Origin of the sequence: Streptomyces sp. W1SF4, assembly GCF_003950035.1 — a bacterium.
Lineage (GTDB): Bacteria > Actinomycetota > Actinomycetes > Streptomycetales > Streptomycetaceae > Streptomyces > Streptomyces racemochromogenes.
The window spans coordinates 5059946-5084462 of the sequence record NZ_CP034350.1 but is presented as its reverse complement, the minus strand read 5'-3'; the positions used below and the strand labels follow the sequence as shown (position 1 = coordinate 5084462).

Annotated in this window: 28 protein-coding genes; 14 read left to right on the top strand and 14 right to left on the bottom strand. The window is 72.3% G+C overall.

From position 1 onward, the window contains the following. Positions 1-23: 23 nt before the first annotated feature. Positions 24-443 carry a nickel-type superoxide dismutase maturation protease gene (sodX, locus tag D1J60_RS23905; RefSeq protein ID WP_241253382.1) on the top strand — a complete coding sequence of 140 codons (420 nt, stop codon included), beginning with the start codon at positions 24-26 and terminating at the stop codon, positions 441-443. Here sodX and D1J60_RS23900 read toward each other — a convergent pair. Further along, complete coding sequence (locus D1J60_RS23900; RefSeq protein WP_125602872.1) at positions 347-976, bottom strand: CGNR zinc finger domain-containing protein; 630 nt, start codon at positions 974-976, stop codon at positions 347-349. The two genes, sodX and D1J60_RS23900, sit on opposite strands and share 97 nt — an antisense overlap. Positions 977-1066: 90 nt before the next feature. Between D1J60_RS23900 and D1J60_RS23895 the strand changes: the two genes are divergently transcribed. Continuing rightward, positions 1067-1837, top strand: coding sequence for a class I SAM-dependent methyltransferase (locus D1J60_RS23895; protein WP_125822477.1), 771 nt, complete (start codon positions 1067-1069; stop codon positions 1835-1837). Between the two features lie 101 nt (positions 1838-1938). On the opposite strand, the gene D1J60_RS23890 is transcribed toward D1J60_RS23895, so the two are convergent. Genes D1J60_RS23890 through D1J60_RS23880 form a run of 3 tightly spaced genes read right to left on the bottom strand, consistent with a single transcriptional unit; the run spans position 1939 to position 4630 of the window. Then, on the bottom strand, positions 1939-2691 hold the full coding sequence (locus D1J60_RS23890) for an amino acid ABC transporter ATP-binding protein (RefSeq protein WP_185899622.1): 753 nt from the start codon (positions 2689-2691) through the stop codon (positions 1939-1941). Positions 2692-2702: 11 nt separating this feature from the next. After that, complete coding sequence (locus tag D1J60_RS23885; protein WP_007266485.1) at positions 2703-3650, bottom strand: amino acid ABC transporter permease; 948 nt, start codon at positions 3648-3650, stop codon at positions 2703-2705. 29 nt (positions 3651-3679) lie between these two features. Beyond that, on the bottom strand, positions 3680-4630 hold the full coding sequence (locus D1J60_RS23880) for an ABC transporter substrate-binding protein (protein WP_125822476.1): 951 nt from the start codon (positions 4628-4630) through the stop codon (positions 3680-3682). A gap of 537 nt (positions 4631-5167) precedes the next feature. Between D1J60_RS23880 and D1J60_RS23875 the strand changes: the two genes are divergently transcribed. The 4 genes from D1J60_RS23875 to D1J60_RS23860 all read left to right on the top strand — a co-directional run bounded on the left by D1J60_RS23875 (position 5168) and on the right by D1J60_RS23860 (position 8545). Continuing rightward, positions 5168-6358 carry an NADP-dependent malic enzyme gene (locus D1J60_RS23875; RefSeq protein WP_277607524.1) on the top strand — a complete coding sequence of 397 codons (1191 nt, stop codon included), beginning with the start codon at positions 5168-5170 and terminating at the stop codon, positions 6356-6358. A gap of 391 nt (positions 6359-6749) precedes the next feature. Further along, complete coding sequence (locus D1J60_RS23870) at positions 6750-7712, top strand: zinc-binding dehydrogenase (RefSeq protein WP_125822474.1); 963 nt, start codon at positions 6750-6752, stop codon at positions 7710-7712. 63 nt (positions 7713-7775) lie between these two features. Further along, positions 7776-7985, top strand: a complete 210-nt coding sequence (locus D1J60_RS23865; RefSeq protein ID WP_125822473.1) for a helix-turn-helix domain-containing protein — start codon at positions 7776-7778, stop codon at positions 7983-7985. Continuing rightward, entirely contained in the window at positions 7985-8545 is a 561-nt protein-coding gene (locus tag D1J60_RS23860) for a Clp protease N-terminal domain-containing protein (RefSeq protein ID WP_125822472.1), read from the top strand. The genes D1J60_RS23865 and D1J60_RS23860 overlap by 1 nt, the downstream gene beginning before the upstream one ends. Before the next feature lie 199 nt (positions 8546-8744). Here the strand turns inward: D1J60_RS23860 and D1J60_RS23855 are convergent, their stop codons facing one another. From D1J60_RS23855 to D1J60_RS23845, 3 genes are all read right to left on the bottom strand, one after another. Beyond that, entirely contained in the window at positions 8745-9629 is an 885-nt protein-coding gene (locus tag D1J60_RS23855) for a PadR family transcriptional regulator (RefSeq protein ID WP_125822471.1), read from the bottom strand. Position 9630: 1 nt separating this feature from the next. Then, positions 9631-10548 carry a DUF4097 family beta strand repeat-containing protein gene (locus D1J60_RS23850; protein ID WP_125822470.1) on the bottom strand — a complete coding sequence of 306 codons (918 nt, stop codon included), beginning with the start codon at positions 10546-10548 and terminating at the stop codon, positions 9631-9633. Between the two features lie 173 nt (positions 10549-10721). Continuing rightward, on the bottom strand, positions 10722-11654 hold the full coding sequence (locus D1J60_RS23845; RefSeq protein WP_125602915.1) for a LysR family transcriptional regulator: 933 nt from the start codon (positions 11652-11654) through the stop codon (positions 10722-10724). Positions 11655-11878: 224 nt separating this feature from the next. Here D1J60_RS23845 and snpA point away from each other — a divergent pair, with 224 nt between their 5' ends. Then, positions 11879-12544 (top strand): snapalysin, encoded by a 666-nt coding sequence (gene snpA / locus D1J60_RS23840; protein ID WP_206436561.1) that lies wholly within the window; start codon positions 11879-11881, stop codon positions 12542-12544. Here snpA and D1J60_RS23835 read toward each other — a convergent pair. From D1J60_RS23835 to D1J60_RS23815, 5 genes are all read right to left on the bottom strand, one after another. Continuing rightward, positions 12541-12747: a hypothetical protein gene (locus D1J60_RS23835; protein ID WP_125822469.1), complete on the bottom strand. Its 207-nt coding sequence runs from the start codon at positions 12745-12747 to the stop codon at positions 12541-12543. The genes snpA and D1J60_RS23835 overlap by 4 nt on opposite strands. A 45-nt stretch (positions 12748-12792) precedes the next feature. After that, positions 12793-13377: a dihydrofolate reductase family protein gene (locus D1J60_RS23830; RefSeq protein ID WP_125822468.1), complete on the bottom strand. Its 585-nt coding sequence runs from the start codon at positions 13375-13377 to the stop codon at positions 12793-12795. Between the two features lie 110 nt (positions 13378-13487). Further along, complete coding sequence (locus D1J60_RS23825; protein ID WP_125822467.1) at positions 13488-14081, bottom strand: GNAT family N-acetyltransferase; 594 nt, start codon at positions 14079-14081, stop codon at positions 13488-13490. 152 nt (positions 14082-14233) lie between these two features. Next, entirely contained in the window at positions 14234-15298 is a 1065-nt protein-coding gene (locus tag D1J60_RS23820) for a family 2 encapsulin nanocompartment cargo protein polyprenyl transferase (protein ID WP_125822466.1), read from the bottom strand. Further along, the gene (locus D1J60_RS23815; protein WP_125822465.1) at positions 15295-16704 is read right to left on the bottom strand and encodes a family 2B encapsulin nanocompartment shell protein; all 1410 of its coding nucleotides are present in this window, start codon (positions 16702-16704) and stop codon (positions 15295-15297) included. Before D1J60_RS23815 ends, D1J60_RS23820 begins: the two co-directional genes overlap by 4 nt. 246 nt (positions 16705-16950) lie before the next feature. Between D1J60_RS23815 and D1J60_RS23810 the strand changes: the two genes are divergently transcribed. From D1J60_RS23810 to D1J60_RS23795, 4 genes are all read left to right on the top strand, one after another. After that, the gene (locus D1J60_RS23810) at positions 16951-17400 is read left to right on the top strand and encodes an Rrf2 family transcriptional regulator (protein ID WP_125602910.1); all 450 of its coding nucleotides are present in this window, start codon (positions 16951-16953) and stop codon (positions 17398-17400) included. Between the two features lie 102 nt (positions 17401-17502). Next, positions 17503-18702, top strand: a complete 1200-nt coding sequence (locus tag D1J60_RS23805; protein WP_125822464.1) for a globin domain-containing protein — start codon at positions 17503-17505, stop codon at positions 18700-18702. A 131-nt stretch (positions 18703-18833) separates the two neighbouring features. Continuing rightward, a complete protein-coding gene (locus D1J60_RS23800; RefSeq protein WP_125602908.1) occupies positions 18834-19424 on the top strand; it encodes an N-acetylmuramoyl-L-alanine amidase in 591 nt (196 codons plus the stop codon). A 52-nt stretch (positions 19425-19476) separates the two neighbouring features. Next, positions 19477-20370: a pyridoxal-phosphate dependent enzyme gene (locus tag D1J60_RS23795; RefSeq protein ID WP_125822463.1), complete on the top strand. Its 894-nt coding sequence runs from the start codon at positions 19477-19479 to the stop codon at positions 20368-20370. Positions 20371-20388: 18 nt separating this feature from the next. Here the strand turns inward: D1J60_RS23795 and D1J60_RS23790 are convergent, their stop codons facing one another. Beyond that, complete coding sequence (locus D1J60_RS23790; RefSeq protein WP_125604347.1) at positions 20389-21972, bottom strand: Na+/H+ antiporter; 1584 nt, start codon at positions 21970-21972, stop codon at positions 20389-20391. Positions 21973-22037: 65 nt separating this feature from the next. On the opposite strand from D1J60_RS23790, the gene D1J60_RS23785 reads away from it, so the two are divergent. The 3 genes from D1J60_RS23785 to D1J60_RS23775 all read left to right on the top strand — a co-directional run bounded on the left by D1J60_RS23785 (position 22038) and on the right by D1J60_RS23775 (position 23963). Then, positions 22038-22298 carry a UBP-type zinc finger domain-containing protein gene (locus tag D1J60_RS23785; protein WP_125604345.1) on the top strand — a complete coding sequence of 87 codons (261 nt, stop codon included), beginning with the start codon at positions 22038-22040 and terminating at the stop codon, positions 22296-22298. A 256-nt stretch (positions 22299-22554) separates the two neighbouring features. Next, positions 22555-22968 carry an anti-sigma regulatory factor gene (locus D1J60_RS23780; protein ID WP_007266463.1) on the top strand — a complete coding sequence of 138 codons (414 nt, stop codon included), beginning with the start codon at positions 22555-22557 and terminating at the stop codon, positions 22966-22968. A 41-nt stretch (positions 22969-23009) separates the two neighbouring features. Next, complete coding sequence (locus D1J60_RS23775; protein ID WP_125822462.1) at positions 23010-23963, top strand: RNA polymerase sigma factor SigF; 954 nt, start codon at positions 23010-23012, stop codon at positions 23961-23963. Between the two features lie 37 nt (positions 23964-24000). On the opposite strand, the gene D1J60_RS23770 is transcribed toward D1J60_RS23775, so the two are convergent. Then, positions 24001-24444, bottom strand: coding sequence for a hypothetical protein (locus D1J60_RS23770; RefSeq protein ID WP_125822461.1), 444 nt, complete (start codon positions 24442-24444; stop codon positions 24001-24003). Positions 24445-24517: the final 73 nt, after the last annotated feature.

The window sequence follows — 24517 nt, the reverse complement described above, 5'->3', positions numbered from 1 at the left end:
GGGGAGCGATGAGGAGGCCGGAGATGGTGCGGAGCGGGCAGGCGCGGACGCGCGTGGGGATCACGGAGGTGACGGGGCCGTCGATGGTGCCGACGCTGGTGCACGGGGACCGGCTGGCGGTCCGGTACGGGGCGTTGGTCCGGCCGGGTGACGTGGTGGTGTTCCGGCACCCGCTGCAGCAGGACCTGCTGGTGGTGAAGCGGGCGGCGGAGCGCCGGCCGGGCGGCTGGTGGATGCTCGGGGACAACCCGTTCAACGAGACCGGGGACAGCACCGACTACGGCGCGGTCCCCGAGGAACTGGTGCTGGCGGTGGCGTTCCTGCGGCTGCGGCCGCGTCCGGCGGGTCAGCGTTCGCTGAGGGCGCGGCTGTCCTGGGCGTGGTCGGCGGTACGGCCGCTGCGGGCGGACGCCTCGGCCTCCAGCCGCTTGCGGGCGCGGTAGGCCGCGACGTTGGCGCGGGTGGCGCAGCGGTCGGAGCAGTAGCGGCGGGAGCGGTTGGTGGAGGTGTCGAGGTAGGCGTTGCGGCAGGGCGGCGCCTGGCAGAGGCCGAGCCGGTCGGGGCCGTGTTCGGTGACGGCGAAGGCGAGTCCCATGGCGGCCATGGCGGCGTAGCCGGCGGAGGCGTTGGAGGGGTGTTCGGCGAGGTGGAGGTGCCAGTCGGGGCTGCCGTCGTCGCGGGGGGTGTCGTGGCCGGTGACCTGGGGGCTGACGGGGAACTCCATGAGGAGGGAGTTGAGGAGGTCGACGGCGAGGGCGTGGTCGCCGCCGTCGGCGGCCTCGAAGACGGCGCGGAGCCGGCCGCGGACGTTGCGGAAGCGGGTGACGTCGGTGTCGGTGACCCGGCGGGCCATCTGGACGCTGGCGCCGAAGAGGGCGCGGACGTCGTCGACGGAGGTGAGGGCGTCCTTGCCGCGGGCCGGCTCCTCGGTGTTGACCAGGCGCACGGCGAAGTCCGAGTAATGGGCCAGTTCCACTTGTAGTCCTTACGGCTGCGGGTTAGTGTCGGCATCAGCCGAGTAACGGCTGCTTAGGCTTCGAGGGTATTACGTGTGGAGGGGTTCGGGATGGCGGACGCTGTGACTGGCTCGTTCGGTACGGACTGGCGGGCCTGGCAGGAGAGCTGGGACCGCCAGCAGGAGTGGTACATGCCCGACCGCGAGGAACGGTTCCGGGTGATGCTCGACATGGTCGAGGCCTTCGTCGGCCCCTCCCCCCGGGTGCTGGACCTCGCGTGCGGTACGGGAAGTATCACGGACCGGCTGCTGCGGCGGTTCCCGGGGGCGACGAGCACCGGGCTGGATCTCGACCCCGCGCTGCTGACGATCGCCCGGGGCCACTTCGCCGGCGACGACCGAGTCACCTTCGTGACCGCCGACCTCAAGGACCCCGACTGGCGCGCGGCCCTCCCGTACGAGTCGTACGACGCCGTGCTGACGGCGACCGCCCTGCACTGGCTGCCCAGCGCGGAGCTGGCGGTCCTGTACGGGCGGATCGCGCCGCTGGTGCGCCCCGGCGGGGTCTTCATGAACGCCGACCACATGCCCGACCCCGCCACCCCGCGGATCGGCGCCGCCGAGCACGCCCACCGGCACGCCGGGATGGACCGGGCCCGGGCGGCGGGGGTCCTGGACTGGCGGGAGTGGTGGGCCCTGGCCGGCTCCGACCCGGTGCTGGCCGAGGCGGTGAAGGCCAGGTTCGAGATCTACGGGGAGCACGCCGACGGCGACACCCCCGACGAGGCCTGGCACGCCCGCACCCTGCGGGAGGCGGGCTTCGCCGAGGCCCGATCGGTCTGGCGCTCCCCCTCGGACGCGCTGGTCCTAGGTCTCAAGTAGGAATTCCGGGCGGCAGCCCGAAGGGGCGGTACGGATGTCCGTACCGCCCCTTCCGCACCCCGCCGGGGGGCGGGGAACCGCGCACGCGTTCCCGCGGAGCGCTACAGCACCTTGGAGAGGAACGCCTTCGTCCGCTCGTGCTGCGGGTTGCCCAGCACGTCGCGCGGGTTGCCGGACTCGACCACGACGCCGCCGTCCATGAAGACGAGGTTGTCGCCGACCTCGCGGGCGAAGCCCATCTCGTGGGTCACCACGATCATGGTCATGCCCGACTCGGCCAGGTCCCGCATGACGTCGAGGACGTCGCCGACGAGCTCCGGGTCCAGGGCCGAGGTGGGCTCGTCGAAGAGCATCAGCTTCGGCTCCATGGCCAGCGCGCGGGCGATCGCCACGCGCTGCTGCTGGCCGCCGGAGAGCTGGGACGGGTAGTTCCCGCCCTTGGTGCCGAGGCCGACGCGGTCCAGGAGCTTGGCGGCGCGCTCGCGCGCCACGGCCCTGCTCTCGCCCTTGACCATGACCGGGGCTTCCATGACGTTCTCCATGGCCGTCATGTGCGGGAAGAGGTTGAAGCGCTGGAAGACCATGCCGATGTCCCGGCGCTGGGCCGCGACCTCGCTGTCCTTCAGCTCGTAGAGCTTGTCGCCCTTCTGCTTGTAGCCCACCAGCTGGCCGTCGACCGAGAGCCGGCCGGCGTTGATGCGCTCCAGGTGGTTGATGCAGCGCAGGAAGGTGGACTTGCCGGAGCCGGACGGGCCGACCAGGCAGAAGACCTCGCGGGGGGCGACCTCGAGGTCGATGCCGCGCAGGATGTGGGCGGCGCCGTAGGACTTGTGAACCCCTTCGGCCTTGACCATCGGCTGGGCGGTCACTTCGCCACCTCCGTACGGCGGAACATGTTCAGGTTGGCCTTGAGCCGCTCGAACGGGGTGGGCGGGAGGCTGCGCAGCGAGCCGCGGGCGTAGCGGCGCTCCAGGTAGTACTGGCCGACGCTGAAGACGCTGGTCAGCGCGAGGTACCAGATGGAGGCCACGAAGTACATCTCGATGACGGCGCCGGCGGTGCTGCCGATGTTGGAGCTGGCGCGCAGGAGTTCGGTGTACTGCACCGCCGAGACCAGGGAGGAGGTCTTCAGCATGTTGATGAACTCGTTGCCGGTCGGCGGGATGATCACGCGCATCGCCTGCGGCAGCACGACGCGGCGCATGGTCTGCGTCTGGGTCATGCCGAGCGCGTGCGAGGCCTCGGTCTGGCCCTCGTCGACGGACTGGATGCCCGCACGGACGATCTCCGCCATGTAGGCGCCCTCGTTCAGGCCGAGGCCCAGGAGGGCGACCATGAACGGCGTCATGACGTCGACGGTCTCGTTCTTGTAGATCGGGCCCAGGTTGATGTACTGGAAGATCAGCGGGAGGCTGAACCAGACCAGCAGCTGCACGTAGACCGGGGTGCCGCGGAAGAACCAGATGTAGAGCCAGGAGACGAAGCTCGTGACCGGGTTCTTCGACAGCCGCATCACGGCGAAGAGGATGCCGAGCGCCAGGCCGAGCGCCATGGCCGAGATGCTGATGATGATGGTGTTGCCGAGGCCGCTGAGGACCGCGGGGTCGAACAGCTTGTCGCCGACCGTGCCCCAGATGATCTTGCCCTGGGAGAAGGCGTAGACGAGCCACGCCAGGATGACGGCGACCACGACGGCGCTGATCCAGCGGCCGTAGTGCCGTACGGGGATGGCCTTGATCGCCTCGTAGGGGTTGCCCGAGGCGCCGGGTCCGGCCGGAGTGGCGGCCGGACCCTTGTCGATCTTGTCAGTCACAATGACTGCCCTTCAGTGGAGCTCTCGGATCACTTGCCGGCGTTGATCGTGGCGGACTGCACGGCGCTGTCCTTCACGTTCCACTTCTCCAGGACCTTGGCGTAGGAGCCGTCCTTGATGATGGCGTCGAGGGCTTCCTTGAGCGCGTCGCGCAGCTGGGTGTTCTCCTTGGAGACCGCGATGCCGAAGAGGCCGACGTCGGCCTGCGCGCCGCCGACCTCGAAGTCGTTGCCGCCGCCGGAGGTCTTCGCCGTGTAGGCGGTGACCGGGAAGTCGTTCAGGTCGGCGACGGCGCCGCCGGCCTTGACGCGGGTCTGGGCCTCGGCGTCGGTGTCGAACGCCTCGATGGTGAGCTTCTTGTCGCCGCACTTCTCGGCCTGGGCCTTGAAGGTGTCCTCGTACGTGGTGCCGCGCTGGACGGCGACGGTCTTGCCGCAGAGGTCGTCGAGGGACTTGATGCCCTGCGGGTTGCCCTTCTTGACCAAAAGCGAGACGCCGGAGGAGAAGTAGTCGACGAAGTCGACGCCCTTGCCGATCTTCTGGCCCTTGTCGTCGAGGCCTTCCTGGCGCTTCTTGTTGTCCGTGATGGAGGACATCGCGATGTCCTGGCGCCCGGTCTCCAGGGAGGTGATCAGGCCGTCGAAGGTGCCGGAGGTGAACTGGAACTTCACGCCGAGCTGCTTGCCGAGGGCCTCGGCGATGTCGGGGTCCACACCGACGATCTTGCCGCCGTCGACGAACTCCATCGGCGCGTAGGCCGTGTCGGAGCCGACCTTGACGACACCCGCGTCCTGGATCTTCTTCGGGAGCTTCGAGAACAGCGGGGCGCTGTTGTCGGTCTTGCCCGAGTCCGAGGAGCCGTTGCCCTCGGTCTGGTCGCCACATCCCGTGAGGATCAGGGCGCCGGCGACCGCGATCGCGCCGACCGCGGCGATCCGGGACCGGGCGGCGGTCGTACGACGGGTGGTGCTTGCGGTCATGAGCGGTTCCTCCGACAGGGGTGGAAAAGCATCCGAGAGAGGGCGGGCACGCACCATCGAGTGCCGCGACCTTGTGTGATTACGGCATCTTGCCATTCGGACTGACGCATTCAGGGTGCCCGTGAGGTCAAAATCAGATAACGGGCGCCCCCGACTACCCAACAGGACTGCGGGCAAGGCCCATCGGAGCCGCACAAACCCCCGTGACCTGGCGTTTTCACCTCACTATTTACGGTGCGTCTCGCCTGCTGGACAGAGAGATTTGGACTTTTAGCCAAAACCGGGGCAAGGACCCTACGATCAGTCCGGAATCGACTCGTCTGGGCGAGTGTTCTTCGGGTAGAACAGATCCTTACACCCCTCATCCGGGGCTCAGGGCGCGCGTGCGGCGCGCCCGCGCGTACGAACCTCCCCTCCGCGGAGGCGGTCCAACCGTCGATGCGGAGTACGAACGCGGTGCCCGCCCACCCCTTAACCAGGAGTGGCCACCCTCAACGATTCAAAGGACTTAAGGGGTCACACGAAGTGGCAGCGGAGATCGTCAACCCTCGCAGCGACAGTGCGACGGACAACAACCCCGATGCGGTGTTCGCGCTGCACCGGGGCGGCAAGATGGCCATCCAGGCCACGGTGCCGGTGAACGACAAGGACGACCTGTCCCTGGCGTACACCCCCGGCGTGGCGAAAGTGTGCACCGCCATCGCCGAGCAGCCGGAGCTGGTGAACGAGTACACCTGGAAGTCGAACGTGGTCGCCGTCGTCACCGACGGTACGGCCGTGCTCGGACTCGGTGACATCGGCCCCGAGGCCTCCCTCCCCGTGATGGAGGGCAAGGCCATTCTCTTCAAGCAGTTCGGCGGCGTGGACGCGGTTCCGATCGCGCTCGCGACCAAGGACACGGACGAGATCGTCGAGACGGTCATCCGTCTGGCGCCGTCCTTCGGCGGGGTCAACCTGGAGGACATCTCCGCCCCCCGCTGCTTCGAGATCGAGCGCCGCCTCCAGGAGGCGCTGGACATCCCGATCTTCCACGACGACCAGCACGGCACGGCCATCGTGACGCTGGCCGCCCTGCGCAACGCGGCCAAGCTCACCGGCCGCACCCTCGGCGACCTGCGCGCCGTGATCGCGGGCGCCGGCGCGGCGGGCATCGCCATCGCCAAGATCCTGGTCGACGCGGGCATCGGCGACGTCTGCGTCACCGACCGCAAGGGCGTGGTCTCCTCGGAGCGCTCCGACCTGACGGACGTCAAGGCGGAGATCGCGGGCCTGACCAACAAGACCGGTCTGAACGGCACGCTGGAGGAGGCCCTCGCGGGCGCGGACGTCTTCATCGGCGTCTCCGGCGGCACGGTCGGCGAGGAGGCCGTGGCCACGATGGCGCGGAACTCCTTCGTCTTCGCCATGGCCAACCCGAACCCGGAGGTCCACCCCGACGTCGCGCACAAGTACGCGGCCGTCGTGGCGACCGGCCGTTCGGACTTCCCGAACCAGATCAACAACGTGCTGGCGTTCCCGGGCATCTTCGCGGGTGCCCTGAAGGTCCGCGCGACCCGGATCACCGAGGGCATGAAGATCGCCGCCGCCGACGCCATCGCCGGCGTCGTGGGTGACGAGCTCGCCGCCGACTACGTGATCCCCTCGCCGTTCGACGAGCGCGTCGCCGAGGCCGTCACGGCCGCGGTCGCCGCCGCGGCGAAGGCCGACGGGGTGGCCCGCCTGGCCTGAGCGCCACGCCGAGTCACAGTGCGACGGGTGGGGCCCGGCCGGATCGATCCGGCCGGGCCCCTTCGCGTGCGCGTCGTTCCCCCGCAGGAACGCACCCTCCCCGCCCCCGAACCGGGAGGGGTCGTTCCGCCCTCCTTGCCGGGCGCGCGGAAGAACGCGGGAACGCAAAGCGAGAACGCGACGGGAATGACAGGCTCATGTCGAGCGCGCCGCATGGCTTGAATCCTACCCCTCTCCAGGCGCCTTCTTGACGTTCCGGTTAGTCCTATGCACGGCACAAACCGCCTGGTACGCCTGGTAGTTGAGCGCCGAACCAGTACTTCCACTCCAGCCGGCCCACACCCACCCGCCCCTGGTCAGAACGGCCTACCGACCGGTAGCGTCTGGCGCCATGTTCGCTGCCTATGCCGCCCGAATCGACCGAGACCAGCCGCTGAACGGCCTTGAGCTGGGCGAGCGCCCGGCTCCGGGGGCCCGCCCCGGCTGGGTGACCGTCAACGTCAAGGCCGCCTCCCTCAACCACCACGACCTGTGGTCGCTGCGCGGGGTCGGCCTCGGCGAGGACAAACTGCCCATGATCCTCGGCTGTGACGCCGCCGGGACCGACCAGGACGGCAACGAGGTCGTCCTGCACTCCGTGATCGGCCAGAGCGGCCACGGGGTCGGCCCCGACGAGCCCCGCTCGATCCTCACCGAGCGCTACCAGGGCACCTTCGCCGAGCAGGTGACCGTCCCCGCCTGGAACGTGCTGCGCAAGCCCGCCGAGCTGTCCTTCGAGGAGGCCGCCTGCCTCCCGACGGCCTGGCTGACGGCGTACCGGATGCTCTTCACCAACGCCGGGGTCCGCCCCGGGGACTCCGTGCTCGTCCAGGGCGCGGGCGGCGGCGTCGCGACCGCCGCGATCGTCCTGGGCAAGGCCGCCGGCCTGCGCGTCTTCGCCACCAGCCGTGACGGGGCCAAGCGCAAGCGGGCCGTGGAGCTGGGCGCGGTGGAGGCGTACGAGCCGGGCGCGCGGCTCCCGCACCGGGTGGACGCGGTCATCGAGACGGTGGGCGCCGCCACCTGGTCGCACTCGGTCAAGAGCCTGCGCCCCGGCGGCACCCTGGTGATCTCGGGCGCGACCAGCGGCGGCACCCCGCCGGCGGGCGAGCTGCACCGGATCTTCTTCCTGGAGCTGAAGGTGGTCGGCTCGACCATGGGGACCAAGGACGAGCTGGAGGACCTGCTGTCCTTCTGCGCGGCCACCGGCATCCGGCCCGTCATCGACCAGGTCCTCCCGCTGGACCGGGCCCGCGAGGGCTTCGAGAAGCTCGAAGCGGGAGACCTCTTCGGAAAGATCGTCCTCACCGTCTGATCCCCCCCTTCCCCTCCGTCAACCGGGGTTGACACCCCTCCCGCGTCAACCTACCTTGACGGCATGAGCGAAGCGACCGACCTCGCCGCACGCGCCGGCGACCAGGATCCGCGCGTGGGCCTGCGCGCCGTGGCCGCCCTCCGCAGGCTGCTGGAGCAGCTGGAGGCCGTACAGGTGCGCAGCGCCCGCGCGCAGGGCTGGTCCTGGCAGGAGATCGCGTCCGAACTGGGCGTCAGCCGGCAGGCCGTCCACAAGAAGCACGGGAGGCTGTGATGTTCGAACGCTTCACCCGGGAGGCGCGGGACGCGGTGACGGGCGCGGTGGCCCAGGCCCGCGCGGCGGGAGCCGGGGCGGTCACTGAGGAGCACCTGCTCCTCTCCCTGCTGGAGGGCGGGGCGATGGCCCCGCTGGGCCTGGACCGCACGGCCGTGGCCGCCGGCCTGGAAGCGGCCCGCCGCCGGGGCGGGATGTCCAAGGCGGACGAGGAGGCCCTCGCGGGCCTCGGCATCGACCTCTCGGAGATCGTCTCCCGGATCGAGGAGACCCACGGCGAGGGCGCCCTCGCGGCCCCGGCCCCCCGCAGGCGGGGCGTGGCGGCCTCACTCCGGGAGGCCCTGGGCCGCCCCGAACCCGAGAACCGGCACATCCGCTTCACCCAGGGCGCGAAGAAGGCCCTCGAGCAGTCCCTGCGCGTCGCCCTGGGCCGCAAGGACCGCCACATCGGCACCCTCCACCTGCTCCTGGCCCTGATCTCCCGCCCCGGCCCGGTCTCCGAGGTCCTCGCGGACCACGGGGTCACCTACACCACGGCGGAGACGGGTCTCGCGGCCTAGGCCGTGCCTTTCGGATCTTGCCGGTTCCGCCCGCGTTGTCCGGTGCCGTGCATCGGCGCGTTGGCGGGGCGCCCTTGTACTGGACGTACTCGGGTGCTCCGCCAACGCGGCGAGGTGCGGTGCCGGGCGGCGCGGGTCTGGGGGTACCTCCCAGCGGTAGCTGGGGGAGCCAGATCCGGAAGACACGGCCTGGGCCCGGTCAGCTCTTGAGGCCCGTTGCGATGCGGGCGGCGGCGGCCGCCAGGTGGGCGCGGGCCTCGGCGAGCTGGGCCGGGGTCACGCCGTGGTCGCGGGCCGCGTCGCGGACGTCGTCGCGGAAGCGGTCCAGCAGCCGGTCCAGGTCCCGGGCCGGTTCCGCGGTGGGCGTCAGGTCCTCGGCCCAGCCCGAGCCCGCGGGCCCGGGGGCGGCCGCCCACTCGGGGGCGGGGGCGGGGTGGCCGTTCCCTAGCCAGGCGCCGGCCAGGCTGCCCAGGACGCCGCCGGACTTGGCGAACTGCTCCTGGAGCTGCGCGGCGATCCGCTGTACCTCCTCGCGGGCCCGCTCCTGGGCCTCCTTGGCCTGGCGGCGGGCCTGCTGGGCCTCCTCGCGGGCCCGGCGGCTCTCGTCCTTGGCCCGGCGGGCCTGCTCCTTCCACTCCTGCTTCGCCTTGCGGAACTCCTCCTTGGCCGCCTTCCAGGACTCGTCCTCGAAGTGCGTCGCCGTCGCGGAGGCCGCGGCCCGCATCTCGCGGCGCAGGTCGCCGGCGGCGCCGCGCACGTCGTCCCGGATCTCCGCAGCCAGTTCGGAGACGGAGTCCCGGATCTCCACCTCCAGGTCCGCCAGCTCCCCGACCCGGTCCGCCAGCTCGGCGCGGCCCGCCTCGGTGATGGAGTACACCTTGCGCCCGCCCTCGGTGGCGTGCGTGACCAGCCCCTCGGCCTCCAGCTTGGCCAGCCGCGGGTACACGGTGCCCGCGGAGGGCGCGTACAGCCCCTGGAAGCGCTCCTCCAGCAGCCGGATCACCTCGTACCCGTGGCGGGGCGCCTCGTCCAGCAGTTTGAGGAGGTAGAGGCGGAGACGGCCGTGGGCGAAGACGGGCGGCATGTCAGAGCACCTTCTTGTCGAGCTGGAGGGGAGCGGCGGGGGCCTCCTGCGGGCGGCTCAGCAGGGCGATCGCCCCGGAGACGGTGGTGGCGCGCAGGGTGCCGCTGCCGGCGCCGAGGGTGCCGGTGATCCGCTTGGCGCCGAACTGGCCGGTGACGCGGAGGTCCGCGAAGCCGTTGGAGACGCTGCCGGTGGCGGTGTTGGCCTCGACCTTGGCGTCGGCGGGGTGCGGGAGGCGGATGGCCACCTGGCCGGACACGGAGTTCAGGAAGACGTCCACCGGATCGGCGGCGTCCGGGTCGGGGACGAGGTCGATGAGCATGTCGCCGCTGACCGAGTCGGCCCGTACGCTGCCGGCCGCGCCGTCGACCACCGTCAGGCCGCCGGAGACGGAGTGGAAGGCGAACTCACCGGCGACGGACTGCGCCTCGACACCGCCGGACACCGTCCGCGCCTCCACCCTCCCGGAGAGCCCGACCAGTGTCGCGTCGCCCGAGACCCCGTTGACCTCGGTGCCGCCGGAGATGCCGGACACGAAGGCGGCGGCGCTGACGGTGGCCAGCTGGACGCGGGTGCCGGCGGGGACGGTCAGCGTCACGGTGACGCTGCGCTCCCAGGCCTTGCGGCCGTCCGGGGAGGAGCCGGTCCAGGCCTTCCAGGGCTTGCCCTCGATCCACTTCCGGAATCCCTGGGTGCCGTTCCAGGGGAGGTCCTCGTAGGACAGCGTGAGGGTGCCGCCGTCCTGGACGACGTGCAGCGGCGGCCCGTCGACGGCGGCGACCTCCAGCCGGGCCGGTCCCTCCTCGGCGGCGACCACGTTGACGGTGCCGCCGACGACGCGTACGCGGAGGTCGTGGACCGGCTGCTCGAAGGTGAGCTTCTGCGGTGCGGCGACGGACCACGTCATCTGCTCTGTCATGTGCTGCTCCTCCTCAGGCTGACGCACGCAACATATCGCGTCTTCTGTAGACACGATATATCGCGGCATCCCGAAGTCAAGCACCCCCTTCCTGACGCGCCGGAGGGGCCGAGAACGCCGAACGCCGGCGGGGCTGGATCTCTCCAGCCCCGCCGGCGTTCGGGGTACAGACCCTAGGCCGCCAGCAGCGGGCTTCCGCTGCGGCGGAGCCAGGCCCGGTACGGCGGGGTGCGGAGGGCGGCTTCGCGGTAGGCGGCGCGGAGGTCCTCGAAGACCTCCGCGTGCTCCCCCGGCCGCGTCGCGAGGAGCAGCCGCACCGCCAGCGGGTCCCCCGACAGCGGCCGGATGGCCATGTCGTCCCGCGGTCCGGACGTCGGCTGGCACGGCGCCACCGCCTCGCCGGAGACGATCAGGGAGGTCGCCGTGTGGTAGTCGGCGTGCAGCACGGGCGGGTCGACCCCGGCCCCCGCGAACACCCGCCGCAGGCCGTCCCACTCGCCGTCGACCGAGGGGTCCACCGTCCAGCGGTCCCCGGCCAGGTCCTCTAACGCCACCACCGGCGACCGCGCGGCGGGATGGTCCCGGCTCATGGACACGAACTGCGGCTCCCGTTCCATCAGCACCCGCAGTTCCAGCCCGTCCGGCACCCGCAGCGGGCTGCCCTCGACCTCGTGCACGAAGGCCACGTCCAGCTGGCCGCCCGCCGTCATCCGCAGCAGCGCGTTCGCCGAGACGTCCACCACCAGCGACGTCTCCGTCTCCGGTGCGCGCCGGTGCAGCCGCCGCAGCCAGCCCGGCAGGGCCCGGCTCGCGGTCGAACCGATGCGCAGCCGGGGTCCGCTCGCCGCCGCCCGGGCCTCGGCGACCAGGGCGGCCATGTCCGCGAGCAGCGGGCGCGCCCGCCCCAGGACGGTGCGTCCGAAGGGCGTGGGCCGGCAGCCGGTCCGCTCGCGCAGGAACAGCTCGCCGTCCAGGGCGCGTTCGATCCGGCGCAATTGCGTCGTCAGGGAGGGCTGGCTCACGCCGAGTTGCCGGGCGGCCTTGTGCAGACTGCCGGCGTCCTCGATGGCGCACAGTGCGCGCAGGTGCCTCACCTCGAGCTCCATGACCCGAGGGTAGGCGGGCCCCGCGTGCCGCACCAGCCGCCGATAGCCCCCCGAATCCCGCCATTCTCACGCCAGTTGACCACGGTGCATCTTGCCGAAACCCGGCCGATAGTTCCGCGCTATCGGGCTCTGACATCATCCCCAGGCCCCATCGGCTCCCGCAGACTCCGGTACCGGATGACCCATCCACCCCCCACCGCACCGGCTGAGTAGGAGCCCCCCACATGCGCCACTCCCGCAGGAACATGCTGTCCGCCGCCGCCGTCGGCCTCGGTGTCGCCGCCGCCATCGGCGGTGTCGTCCCCACGGCCGGGGCCGCGACCGCCGCCCCCGCCGGCAGCCCGGCGAGCTACGCCGCGTACGAGCGTTCGGCGGAGAACGAGGCCGCCAACCGGGCCTTCTTCGAGGCCGTGAAGCGTTCGGTCGCCGAGCAGCGGGCCGCGAACCCGGGCGCGCTGGCCGTCACCGTCACCTACAACACCCGCAACGCGCCGAGCTTCCGTACCCAGATAGCCAACTCCACCCGCATCTGGAACGGCTCGGTCGCCAACGTGAAGCTCCAGGAGGTGTCCTCGGGCGGGAACTTCTCCTACTACGAGGGCAACGACTCCCGCGGCTCGTACGCGAGCACGGACGGTCACGGCCGGGGCTACATCTTCCTGGACTACCGGCAGAACCAGCAGTACAACTCGACCCGCGTGACGGCGCACGAGACCGGTCACGTGCTGGGCCTGCCGGACCACTACTCGGGTCCGTGCAGCGAGCTGATGTCGGGTGGCGGCCCGGGCACCTCGTGCACGAACGCCACCCCGAACAGCGCGGAGCGCTCGCGCGTCAACCAGCTGTGGGCCAACGGCCTGGTCGCCTCGGGCCTGGACGCCAAGGGCTAGGGGACCGCCCCCACGGGGACGTAGAGGGCGCAGTCCGGGTTCCGGCAGGGACCCGGACTCCACTCGGGAACGAAGATCCCCAGGGACTTGCGCCGTCGGAGCACCGTCTCCACGGCACGCCCGCAGGCCGGACACGACCGCTGCTCGTGTCCGGCCCGCGGGGCGACCGTCCCGCGCTCGTGCTGCTGCTGTTCACCGGCCATACCTCCACGGTAGGCCGGTTTCGCGCTTCGTGGCGTGCGCGGCCGTCAGCGCTTGACGTCGTACGAGGTGACGACCTGGCCGCCGCCGAGGGCGGTGCACCCGGTGAGCTCCAGGGGGCGCACGCCGAACCCGGCACGGGACATCGGCATGCCGGTCCCGACGACGACGGGGTAGGTCTTGACGATGTACTCGTCGATCTCGTCCATCAGCTGGGCCGCGAGGTCGGCTCCGCCGCACAGCCAGATGCCGAGCCCGTCCCGCGCCTTCATCTCCCGCACCCGGGCGACGAGGTCGCCGCTGATGAGCCGGACGGCGGGGTCCGGCGGGGTGGTGAGGCCGCGGGAGACGACGTACTGCTCGCGCATGTGGTCGTAGGGGCTGGAGACGCCCGCCTTGAGGCCGGTCTCGTAGGTGTTGCGGCCCATGATCACCGTGTCGAAGCGCTTGGGCGCGGCGTCCTTGATGCCGAGCTGCTCGCGTCCGGCGCTGGAGATCGTCTCCGGGTACTCGGCCGTCAGGAGGCCGATGAACTCCGGGTCCACGTAGCGGTAGATGAAATCGGCATCGCCGTCCGGGGCTCCGATGAAGCCGTCGACGGTGGTGGCGATGAAGTACGTCAGCTTGCGCAAGCGATTCTCTTCCGTCAGGGGATGCCGCCGCTCCGGGGCACGCCAACGAAAGTACTTCACTTGAAGTACTTTGCCAAGACCTTTTCCGGGGACGCCCCGTCGCCCGCCCGCTATCCCCGCGGCTTGCGCCACATCGGCCACATCAGCGGCCCCTGGGGCAGCCGCACGGCCTGACCGGTGAACTCCCACCCGAGCCGCTCGTACAACCCCTTGCTGCGCTCGCTGCTCGCCTCCAGGTAGGCCGGTATCCCCTCCCGGTCGCAGCGCTCCAGTACCGGCCGCATCAGCTCGGTGCCCAGCCCCTCGCCCTGCCGGCCGGGCGCGACCGCGATCATCAGCAGGTACTCGTGCTCCTCGGAGGTGGGGTGCACCTCCCCCGTGAGCCGGCCGACCAGCTCGCACCGCTCGTTGTCCGGGTCGGCGACGGCCCGCATCTTCGCCGGCACCTCGTCCTCGCCCTCCGGCTCGCCCGCCGGGATCCGCAGCCACAGCGCCGCCGCCGAGCCGTCCGCCGCGTAGTCGACGCGGCCCTCGGCCAGCGCGACGTCCACGAAGACCCCGAGGAACCTGCCGTGCACGGCGGCCCGGTGCTCGGGATCCGGGAAGACCCAGCTGCTCACCGGGTCGTCGCGGAAGGCCTCGTCCAGCAGGCGCGCGACCGCGTCCCGGTCCGACCGGTCCGCCTGACGTATCTCCAGCACCACGGGTGACACCCTTCACTCACAGGTCAACTGCCGCGAGTGATCCTAGAGTTGCCGCGCCCGCCTGCCGCCTCCCACCCGGGAAAAGGCCTGTTCCGGCGCCCCGCAGCGCCGGAACAGACCGCTCCGCGGCACCGGACCGGGCCGGCGGGCCGCTACTTGGTGCGCCGCGTCACGAACTCCGCGAGCGCCAGCAGCCCGCCCGCCGCCGCGAGGTCGGGCACCGCCCGGGACAGCTCCCGCACCGCCCGGCCCATCCGGTCGGCGGCATGGGCCTGCGCCCAGTCGCGGCCGCCGGCCCGCTCCACCGCCCGGGCCGCGCGGGAGACGTCGCCCTCCTCCAGCGGGCCCGCGTACAGGAGCGCCAGCTCCTCCCCGGCCTCCGTGCCCGAGGTGAGGGCGGCCACGACCGGGAGGGACTTCTTGCGGGCGAGGAGATCGGCCCCGGCGGGCTTGCCGGTGTGCCCGGGGTCGCCCCAGATGCCGATCAGGTCGTCGATCAGCTGGAAGGCCAGCCCCGCCTCCCGCCCGAAGGCGTCCATGGCCTCGACCTCCTCCGGCCCGGCCCCCGCGTACAGGGCGCCCATCGCGCACGCGCAGCCCAGGAGGGCCCCGGTCTTGGCCGTCGCCATGGTCAGGCACTCGTCGAGCGAGACGTGCGCGCGCTCCTCGAAGGCGCAGTCCGCCTGCTGCCCCTCGCACAGCTCGACCACGCAGCCCGCGAGCCGGGCCGAGGCCCGCGCCGAGGCCGGGTGCGGGTCCTCGGCGAGCAGCCGCAGCGCGAGCGCCATCATGGCGTCGCCCGCGAGGATCGCGGGCGGGGTGCCGAAGACGGTCCAGGCGGTCGGCCGCCCGCGGCGGCGGAGGTCCCGGTCGATGATGTCGTCGTGCAGCAGCGTGAAGTTGTGCGCGAGTTCCACGGCCGCCGCGGCCCGTACGGCGCCCCGGACGGCCTGCGCGGGCGCGCCCAGGGCCTGTGCCGAGGCGAGCACGAGCGCGGGCCGGATGGCCTTGCCCGCGCCGCCGGCGCCGGGGCCGCCGTCCTCGCCTTCCCAGCCGAAGTGGTACATCGCCACCCGGCGCATGGCCGCGGGCAGGCCCTCGACGGCCCGCCGGAGTTCCGGGTCGACCGTCTCCCTCGCCGCTTCCAGCAGGGCCGCCGCTTCCTGCCCCTCGCCCGCGACGACGGTGCCGGCGGTGCCGGCGGTGTCCGCGGTCACCGGTCCCAGCGGCCGATCTCGACGTTCTCCAGGACGCCGAGCGCGTCCGGCACCAGGACGGCGGCGGAGAAGTAGGCGGTGACCAGGTAGGAGATGATCGCCTGGTCGTTGATCCCCATGAAGCGCACGGACATGCTCGGCTCGATCTCGTCGGGCAGGCCCGGCTGGTGGAGGCCGATGACGCCCTGCTCCTCCTCGCCGGTGCGCATGCACAGGATGGAGGTCGTACGGGCCGCGGTGACCGGGATCTTGGTGGAGGGGAAGATCGGCACGCCCCGCCAGGCCGTCACCCGGGTGCCGGCGACGTCGACCGTCTCGGGGTAGAGCCCGCGCTTGTTGCACTCGCGGCCGAAGGCGGCGATGGCCTCGGGGTGCGCGAGGAACAGCTTGGAGTCGCGCCGCATGCCGAGCAGGGCGTCGAAGTCGTCCGGAGTGGGCGCGCCGTCGTGGGGCTGGATGCGCTGGTCGTAGTCGGCGTTGTGGAGCAGGCCGAACTCCGGGTTGTTGAGCATCTCGTGCTCCTGGCGCTCGCGCAGCGCCTCGACCGTGAGCCGCAGCTGCTGCTCGGTCTGGTTCATCGGGTGGTTGTAGAGGTCGGCGACGCGGGTGTGGACGCGCAGGACCGTTTGTGCAATGGAGAGTTCGTACTCGCGCGGACGGGGTTCGTAGTCGGCGAAGGCGCGGGGGAGGACGGCCTCGCCGACGTGGCCGGCGGAGAGCTCGATCGCGGCCTCGCCGTACGGGTTGGTGGGCCGGGCCGGCCGGGTGCGTACGCGGTCCACGTGTGCCCGCAGCGAGTCGGCGCGGTCGGCGAGGAGCTGGAAGTCCTCGCGGGCCAGCACGAGGGCCGTACCGGGGGTGGCCGCGCGGGCGGTGTACTCCCAGATGGCCGCCCCGTCGGTGAGGGAGGCCTCGCCGAAGTAGGCGCCGTCGGCGACGGTCCGCAGGACGGCGTCCTCGCCGTAGGGGCCGGGGCCGATCTGTTCGACGCGGCCGTGGGCGAGCAGGAAGACCTGGTCGGAGGGGCTGCCGAAGGAGGTGAGCTCCTGTCCGGCCTCGAAGTCGACCTGCCGGCAGCGGGCTGCGAGTTCGGTGAGGACCTCCGCGTCGTCGTAGTCGCGCAGCAGCGGCAGCTCGCCGAGTTCGGCCGGGATGACCTGCACGCGGGAGCCGGTCTTGACGAACTCGACGACGCCGTTGCCGACGGTGTGGCTGAGGCGGCGGTTGACCCGGTAGGTGCCGCCCTGCACCGGGACCCACGGGAGGGTCTTCAGCAGCCAGCGGGAGGTGATCTCCTGCATCTGCGGCGCGGACTTGGTCGTGGTTGCCAAGTTCCGCGCGGCCGCGGTCCCCAGACTGCTCTGCGGCGTCCGGGATTCGGCTTCGGAACCTGCCTGGACCGACATGTATTTCCTTCCGATCACTCCATGATGTGCGGGACGGAAGCCTTCCAGTGCGCTGTGTGGCCGGGCCACTACACAAACGGGTGGGACTGGCGCCGACGGACCGGGGCATGCTCAAAGGTTCAACTGCTTCACGTTTCCTCCTCGGGACCCGACCCGTTCCGGCCATCCCGCGCGCCCGGCCGCTCCGCGGCGCACGCCGCCCGTTCTTAATTTGTATCTGCGATGCCAGTTTTCTACGCTGGGCCCATGCGGCTGACGCGATTCACGGACCTGGCGCTGCGCGTGCTCATGCGCCTGGCCGTCGAGGACACGGACCTCCCCACCACCCGCGAGGTGGCGGCGACCATGGAGGTCCCGTACACCCACACCGCCAAGGTGGTCGCCAGGCTGCAGCATCTCGGACTGGTCGAGGCCCGGCGCGGCCGCGGCGGCGGGCTCGCGCTCACCGCCGCCGGGCGCACCGCGTCGGTGGGCGGGGTGGTGCGGGAGCTGGAGGGCGCCGGCGACGTCGTGGACTGCGACGGGGCCACCCCGTGCCCGCTGCGCGGGGCCTGCGTCCTGCGCGGGGCGCTGCGCCGGGCCCAGGAGGCGTTCTTCGCCGCGCTGGACCCGCTCACGGTGGACGAGCTGGTGGCGGCCCCCACGGGGCCCCTGCTGCTGGGCATTTCGAGCGGTGGCGGCCGAGTGGCCGATTGACCACGCCCGCCGGCCCGCCTTCGAACGGATCTCCGGATGGCGACGGGCCGCCCCCGAGCCCTTTAATACGAATCTGCGATACCAATTAAGCGAGGAGCCGCCATGCTGTCGGAGAAGTCGACCGCGACCGTACGCGCCACCCTGCCCGCCGTCGGGGCCGCCATCACGGACATCACGGAGCTGTTCTACGCGAAGCTCTTCGCGGCACACCCGGCCCTGCTCCGGGACCTGTTCAACCGGGGCAACCAGAACGCCGGGCTCCAGAAGCAGGCCCTCGCCGGCTCCATCGCCGCCTTCGCCACCCACCTCGTGGACCACCCGGACACCCGCCCCGACGTGATGCTGAACCGCATCGCCCACAAGCACGCCTCGCTCGGCGTCACCCGCGAGCAGTACCCGGTGGTCCACCGGCACCTGTTCGAGGCCATCGCCGAGGTCCTCGGCGAGGCCCTCACCCCCGAGGTCGCCGAGGCCTGGGACGAGGTGTACTGGCTGATGGCGAACGCCCTGATCGCCGCCGAGGAGCGGCTCTACGCCGAACGGCAGGTGCTCGCCGGGGACGTCTGGCGGCAGTGGACGGTGGCCGCGCGGGTCGAGGAGACGGCGGACTGCACCACCTTCCACCTGGTCCCCGCCGACGGTGCCCCGGCCCCCGGCTTCAAGCCCGGACAGTACGTCTCCGTCCAGGTCGGCCTCCCCGACGGCGCCCGCCAGATACGCCAGTACAGCCTCTCCAGCTCCCCCGGCTCCCCGGTCCGCGCGATCACCGTCAAGCGGGTCCACGGCCCGGCCGCCGGCGGCGGCCCCGACGGCGAGGTCTCCCACCACCTCCACGCCCGGGTCCGCCCCGGCGACACCCTGCGCGTCTCCGCCCCGTACGGGGACCTGGTGCTCCAGGACACGGACGCGCCGGTCCTGCTCGCCTCGGCGGGCATCGGCTGCACGCCCATGCTGTCGATGCTGGAACACCTGGCCGAAACCGGGCACACCGGCCGGGTCACCGTGGTGCACGCCGACCGCAGCCCCGCCGACCACGCCCTGCGCTCGGACCACCGCGCCCTGACCCACAAGCTCACCGACGCCACGGCCCGCTTCTGGTACGAATCCGGCGCCGAGGCGGGCGACTCCACCGGCCTCGTCGACCTCGCCGCCATCCCGGTCACCCCCGGCACCAGGGCGTATCTGTGCGGGCCGCTCCCCTTCATGCGGTCGGTGCGCGCCCAACTGATCGCCAAGGGCGTCCGGGCCCGCGACGTCCACTACGAGGTGTTCGGACCGGACCTGTGGCTGGCCCAGGCCTGACGGCCGGCCCGCACCGGCGTGGCACGCGGTCCCGCGCGACGACTGGCCGAAATACGCCCTATCCCCGGAAGGCCCGCCTCCACTACACCGTTAAGTAACCGGACGAACACATACGGTGAAAGGAGGCGGCCATGTCCGCACCCATGTCCGCTGACCGGTTCATCCAGGCGCTGCGCGCCGAAGGCCTGACCGTCGTGGAGGTAGGCGCCTGGCGCACCCGCAACCGCAACCACAAGGGCCCCTGGGGGCCGGTACACGGGGTGATGATCCACCACACCGTCACGCACGGCACCGCGTACACCGTCCAGCTCTGCCGCGACGGCGACTCCGCCCTGCCCGGCCCCCTCTGCCACGGCGTCATCGCCAAGGACGGCCGGGTCCACCTCGTCGGCTACGGCCGCACCAACCACGCCGGCGCGGGCGACTCCGACGTCCTGGCGGCCGTGATCGCCGAGAAGCGGCTGCCGCCCGACCACCACGCCGACACCGACGGAAACCGGTACTTCTACGGCTTCGAGTGCGAGAACCTCGGCGACGGCGAGGACCCCTGGCCGCCCGCCCAGCTCGACGCCATCGCCCGCGCGGCCGCCGCCGTCTGCCGGGTCCACGGCTGGGGCGCCCGCTCGGTCATCGGCCACCGCGAATGGCAGCCCGGCAAGGTCGACCCCAGGGGCTTCACCATGGACTGGCTGCGCGACCGCGTCGCCGACCGCCTCAAGTGACCGCGGCCCCACCACCCCTGCCCCGCCCCGCACCCGGCCCGACAATGGACGGGTGACCCACCCCGAACTGCGCCCCCGCCCGCCGTCCCCCCTCGTCGAGGCGGCCGACGAACGCTTCGCCGCGTACGGGGTACGGCTCCTGCTCAAGCGGGACGACCTGGTCCACCCGGAGCTGCCCGGCAACAAATGGCGCAAGCTCGCGCCGAACCTCCGGGCAGCGCTGGAAACGGGCCACGACCGGCTCGCCACCTTCGGCGGCGCCTACTCCAACCACCTCCGGGCCACCGCGGCCGCCGGCCGGCTGCTCGGCCTGGAGACGGTCGGCATCGTCCGGGGCGACGAGCTGGCCGGGCGCCCCCTCAACGACTCCCTGGCCCGCTGCGCCGCCGACGGCATGCGGCTGCACTTCGCCACCCGCTCCGAGTACCGCCGCAAGGCCGACCCGGACACCCGGGACCGCCTGCTGGCCGCCGCCGGGGCCGCGGGGGCGTACGTGGTCCCCGAGGGCGGCAGCAACGCCCTCGCCCTCCTGGGCTGCGCGGAACTGGGCCGCGAGCTGCGCGGGGCGTCCGACGTGGTGGCGGTGGCCTGCGGTACGGGCGGCACCCTGGCCGGACTCGCGGCCGGACTCGCCCCCGGCCAGCGGGCCCTGGGCGTACCGGTCCTGGCCGGGGGCTTCCTCGGCGCGGAGATACGTTCCCTCCAGGCGGCCGCCTTCGGCGGCCCGGCCGGCGACTGGACCCTGGCGGAGGGCTTCGACCACGGGGGCTACGCCCGCGTCCCGGCCGCCCTCGACGCGTTCGCGGCCGACTTCGGGGCCCGGCACGGGCTCCCGGTGGAGCGGATCTACGTCGCGAAGCTCCTCTGGGCCCTGCACGCCCTCACCGCCGCCGGCTCCTTCCCCCGGGGCACGACCCTGACCGCCGTCATCACGGGCCACCCGTAGCCCCCGCCGGGGCGGGAATCAGCCCGACTCCTCCCGGTAGGCCGCGGCCTCCTCCAGGTCCAGGCGGCGCAGCAGCGCGCGGAGCATCTCGTCGTCGATGCGGCGGCGGTCGCGCAGGGAGACGAAGACCTCCCGCTCGGCCGCGATCATCTCCCGGGCCAGCCGCCGGTACACGTCGTCCGCCGACTCCCCCGTCACCGGGTTGACCTCGCCCAGCCGCTCCCAGACCGCGTTGCGGCGCCGCTCCAGGACCGTCCGCAGCCGGTCCGCCAGCGGCGGCGGCAGGGTGTCGTTCTCCGGCCGCTCCAGCAGCTCCGTCAGCCGCTCCTCCGCCGCCCGCGAGGCCTCGCTCTGCGCCTGCGCCTCCGCGAGGGTCTCCGCCTGCACGTCCCGCGGCGGCAGCTTCAGCACCCTGATCAGGGGCGGCAGGGTCAGGCCCTGGACGACCAGGGTGCCGATGACGGTCGTGAAGGTGAGGAACAGGATCAGGTTGCGGTGCGGCACCTCCATCGGCACGGAGAACGCGATGGCCAGCGAGACGACACCGCGCATCCCGGCCCATCCGACGACCGTCGGGGACTTCCAGTCCGTCTCCGGCTCCCGGTGCCGGATCCGCTCCGACACCCACCTCGGCACGAAGGTCGCCGGGAACACCCACACGAAGCGCGCCGCCACCACCGCGAGGAACACCGCGACGGCGTACCAGGCCGCGACCACCCCCTCGTACTCCCCCAGCCCCTTGAGGACCACCGGCAGCTGGAGCCCGATCAGCGCGAAGACCACCGACTCCAGCACGAAGGCGACCACCTTCCACACGGCCTCCTCCTGGAGCCGCGTCGCGAAGTCGACCTGCCAGTTGCGGTGGCCCAGGTACAGCCCGACGACCACCACGGCCAGCACCCCCGACGCGTGCACCCGCTCCGCCGCCGCGTACGCCACGAACGGGATCAGCAGCGACAGGGTGTTCTGCAGCAGCGGCTCCCGCAGCCGCTTGCGCAGCCAGTGGATGGGGACCATCAGCAGCAGGCCCACCCCGACCCCGCCGACCGACGCCAGCAGGAACTCCGCGACCCCGCCCGCCCAGCCGGCGCTGACGCCGATCGCCGCGGCCAGCGCCACGTTGTAGGCGGTGATGGCGGTGGCGTCGTTCACCAGGGACTCGCCCTGCAGGATCGTCGTGATCCGGTTCGGCAGCCCCAGCCGCCGCGCGATGGCCGTCGCCGCCACCGCGTCCGGCGGCGCGACGACCGCGCCCAGCACCAGTGCCACGGGCAGCGACAGGCCCGGCACCAGCAGGTAGGCCACGTAGCCGACGGCGAGCGTGGCGAAGAGCACGTAGCCCACCGACAGCAGCGCGATCGGCCGTACGTTGGCCCGCAGGTCCAGGTACGAGCTGTCCACCGCCGCCGTGTGCAGCAGCGGCGGGAGCAGCAGCGGCAGCACGATGTGCGGGTCGAGGGCGTACGAGGGCACCCCCGGCACGTAGGCTGCGATCAGACCCGCGGCGACCAGCAGCAGCGGGGCCGGTACGGGCGTGCGCCGGGCGACACCCGCCACGGCGGCGCTCCCGGCGATCAGCGCCACCAGCGGCAATACCTCCATCGAAGATCCATCCCCATCCGTCGTCACCGTCGTCGCGCCCGCACCCCGGCCGTAACCTGGCCATCATGAGCGAGTGCACCCACGTTGCCGAACTGCCGCGCCCCGAGCCGGTCCCGCATGCGTTGACCTGCCCCGAATGTGAAGTCCTCGGCAGCCATCCGGTACAGCTGCGCATGTGCCTCGGCTGCGGGTTCGTGGGGTGCTGCGACTCCTCCCCGCACCGGCACGCCACCGCGCACCACCGGGAGAGCGGCCACCCGGTGATGCGGAGCTTCGAACCGGGCGAAACCTGGCGCTGGTGTTTCGTCGACGGTTCCATCGTCTGAGGACTGGTCTTCGACCGGGAAAGGCCGAAGGTTCGATCCGCGGCAGCGGGGTAGGTCAAACCTCCGCCGGTTCCCCCGAATTGGGCCCGCAGACCCCTAGCCACTGTGCGTACTCGTGGATTTACCATCAGTCACCGCACATGGCGGGGTCGGCCCGGTCGCTCCCAGCGGGCGCCATGAGGGGTGCCGCGACACGATCGCCCGGATCGCGATAGCGTCACCGGCGAACAGAGCTCGTACCACCTTGGAGGTGAGGGTGTCCCAGATCGCAGGCGAACCCGGGACCCAGGACTTCGTGGAAGTCCGGCTGCCGGCTGCGGGTGCCTACCTGTCGGTGCTGCGCACGGCCACGGCCGGTCTCGCGGCACGTTTGGACTTCACCCTCGACGAGATCGAGGACCTCCGCATCGCGGTGGACGAGGCCTGCGCGATCCTGCTCCAGCAGGCCGTGCCGGGCTCCGTCCTCAGCTGCGTCTTCCGGCTGATCGACGATTCGCTGGAAGTGACCGTCTCCGCCCCGACCACGGACGGGCGGGCGCCGGAGCGCGACACGTTCGCGTGGACGGTCCTGTCGGCCCTGGCCGGCAAGGTCGAGGCGACGGTCGAGGACAACAAGACAGTGAGCATCAGCCTCTACAAACAGCGCGGCGCGGGGCCAGGCCCGGCGTGAGCGGCGGGGAGATCCCGGTGCGGGGCGGGGATCGGCCCCGGGTGAGGCACGAGGTCGACGGCGGCATCCCGGAGCAGCAGCACGCCCGGCCGCACCCGGCTGACGCGGATGCGGAAGACGGCTTTTTGGACTCGGCGGAGCGACGGGCGGGCCCTATGAGCGAGAACCAGCACGACCAACCACAGCCCCCGGAGGCAGCGGCCCCGGAGGTACCGGAGGCGCCTGTGGCGCTGCCGGATCCGCGGGACCGCAGCGGCGCGCGGGCCCTGTTCTTCGAGCTGCGCCGGCTGCCCGAGGGATCACCCGAGCGGGCGGAGCTGCGCAACCGGCTGGTGCGGATGCACCTGCCGCTGGTCGAGCACCTGGCGCGGCGGTTCCGCAACCGCGGCGAGCCGCTGGACGACCTGACCCAGGTCGCCACCATCGGCCTGATCAAGTCGGTGGACCGGTTCGACCCCGACCGCGGGGTCGAGTTCTCCACGTACGCCACCCCCACCGTGGTGGGCGAGATCAAGCGGCACTTCCGCGACAAGGGCTGGGCGGTACGCGTGCCCCGGCGGCTGCAGGAGCTGCGGCTCTCGCTGACCACGGCCACGGCGGAGCTGTCCCAGCAGCACGGCCGGTCCCCGACGGTGCACGAGCTGGCCGAGCGGCTGGGGATCTCCGAGGAGGAGGTGCTGGAGGGGCTGGAGTCGGCCAATGCCTACAGCACGCTCTCCCTGGACGTGCCGGACACCGACGACGAGTCGCCGGCGGTCGCGGACACCCTCGGCTCTGAGGACGAGGCGCTGGAGGGCGTCGAGTACCGGGAGTCCCTCAAACCACTGCTGGAGGGACTGCCGCCGCGGGAGAAGCGGATCCTGCTGCTGCGCTTCTTCGGCAACATGACCCAGTCGCAGATCGCGCAGGAGGTCGGCATCTCGCAGATGCACGTGTCCCGGCTGCTGGCCCGCACCCTGGCCCAGCTCCGGGAGAAGCTCCTGGTCGAGGAGTAGGCGCAGACGGAAGAGGGCCCGGCGGCCGCCGGGCCCGCTAGCGGGCCCGGCCGCCCGGGCCGATGCCCAGGGCCTCGGTCGCCGTCGGGTTCACCAGCAGCGCGGCGACGGCCACCGCGGCCAGGGCCAGGGCCACGGCGGCCGCGGTCATCGCCCCGCCGGTGGTCCACAGGGTCCAGGCCACCGGCAGTGCCATCAGCTGGGTGATCAGCGCGGGCCCGCGGCTCCAGCGGCGGCCCAGGCGCAGCCCGCGCGCCGCGACCAGCGGGAGCGCGGCGAGGGCGAGCAGGGTGATTCCGCCGGTCTCGGCCTGCTGCGGGGAGTCGGGGTCCCCGGCGATGCCGACGAACAGCATGTAGACGCCGAGCCCGGCCAGGGCCAGGCCCTCCAGCGCGGTCAGCGCGGCGGCGGCGGTCAGCCGGCCCGGCAGCGCTGCGGGCTCGGGGGCGGCGGGGGCTTGGGGGGTCGGCTTCTTGCTCACCCCAGCAGGGTAGCCGCGCGCCTGGGCACCCGGACGGTACGGCCGGTATGGGCCGCATATGGAGGGGTGGGTA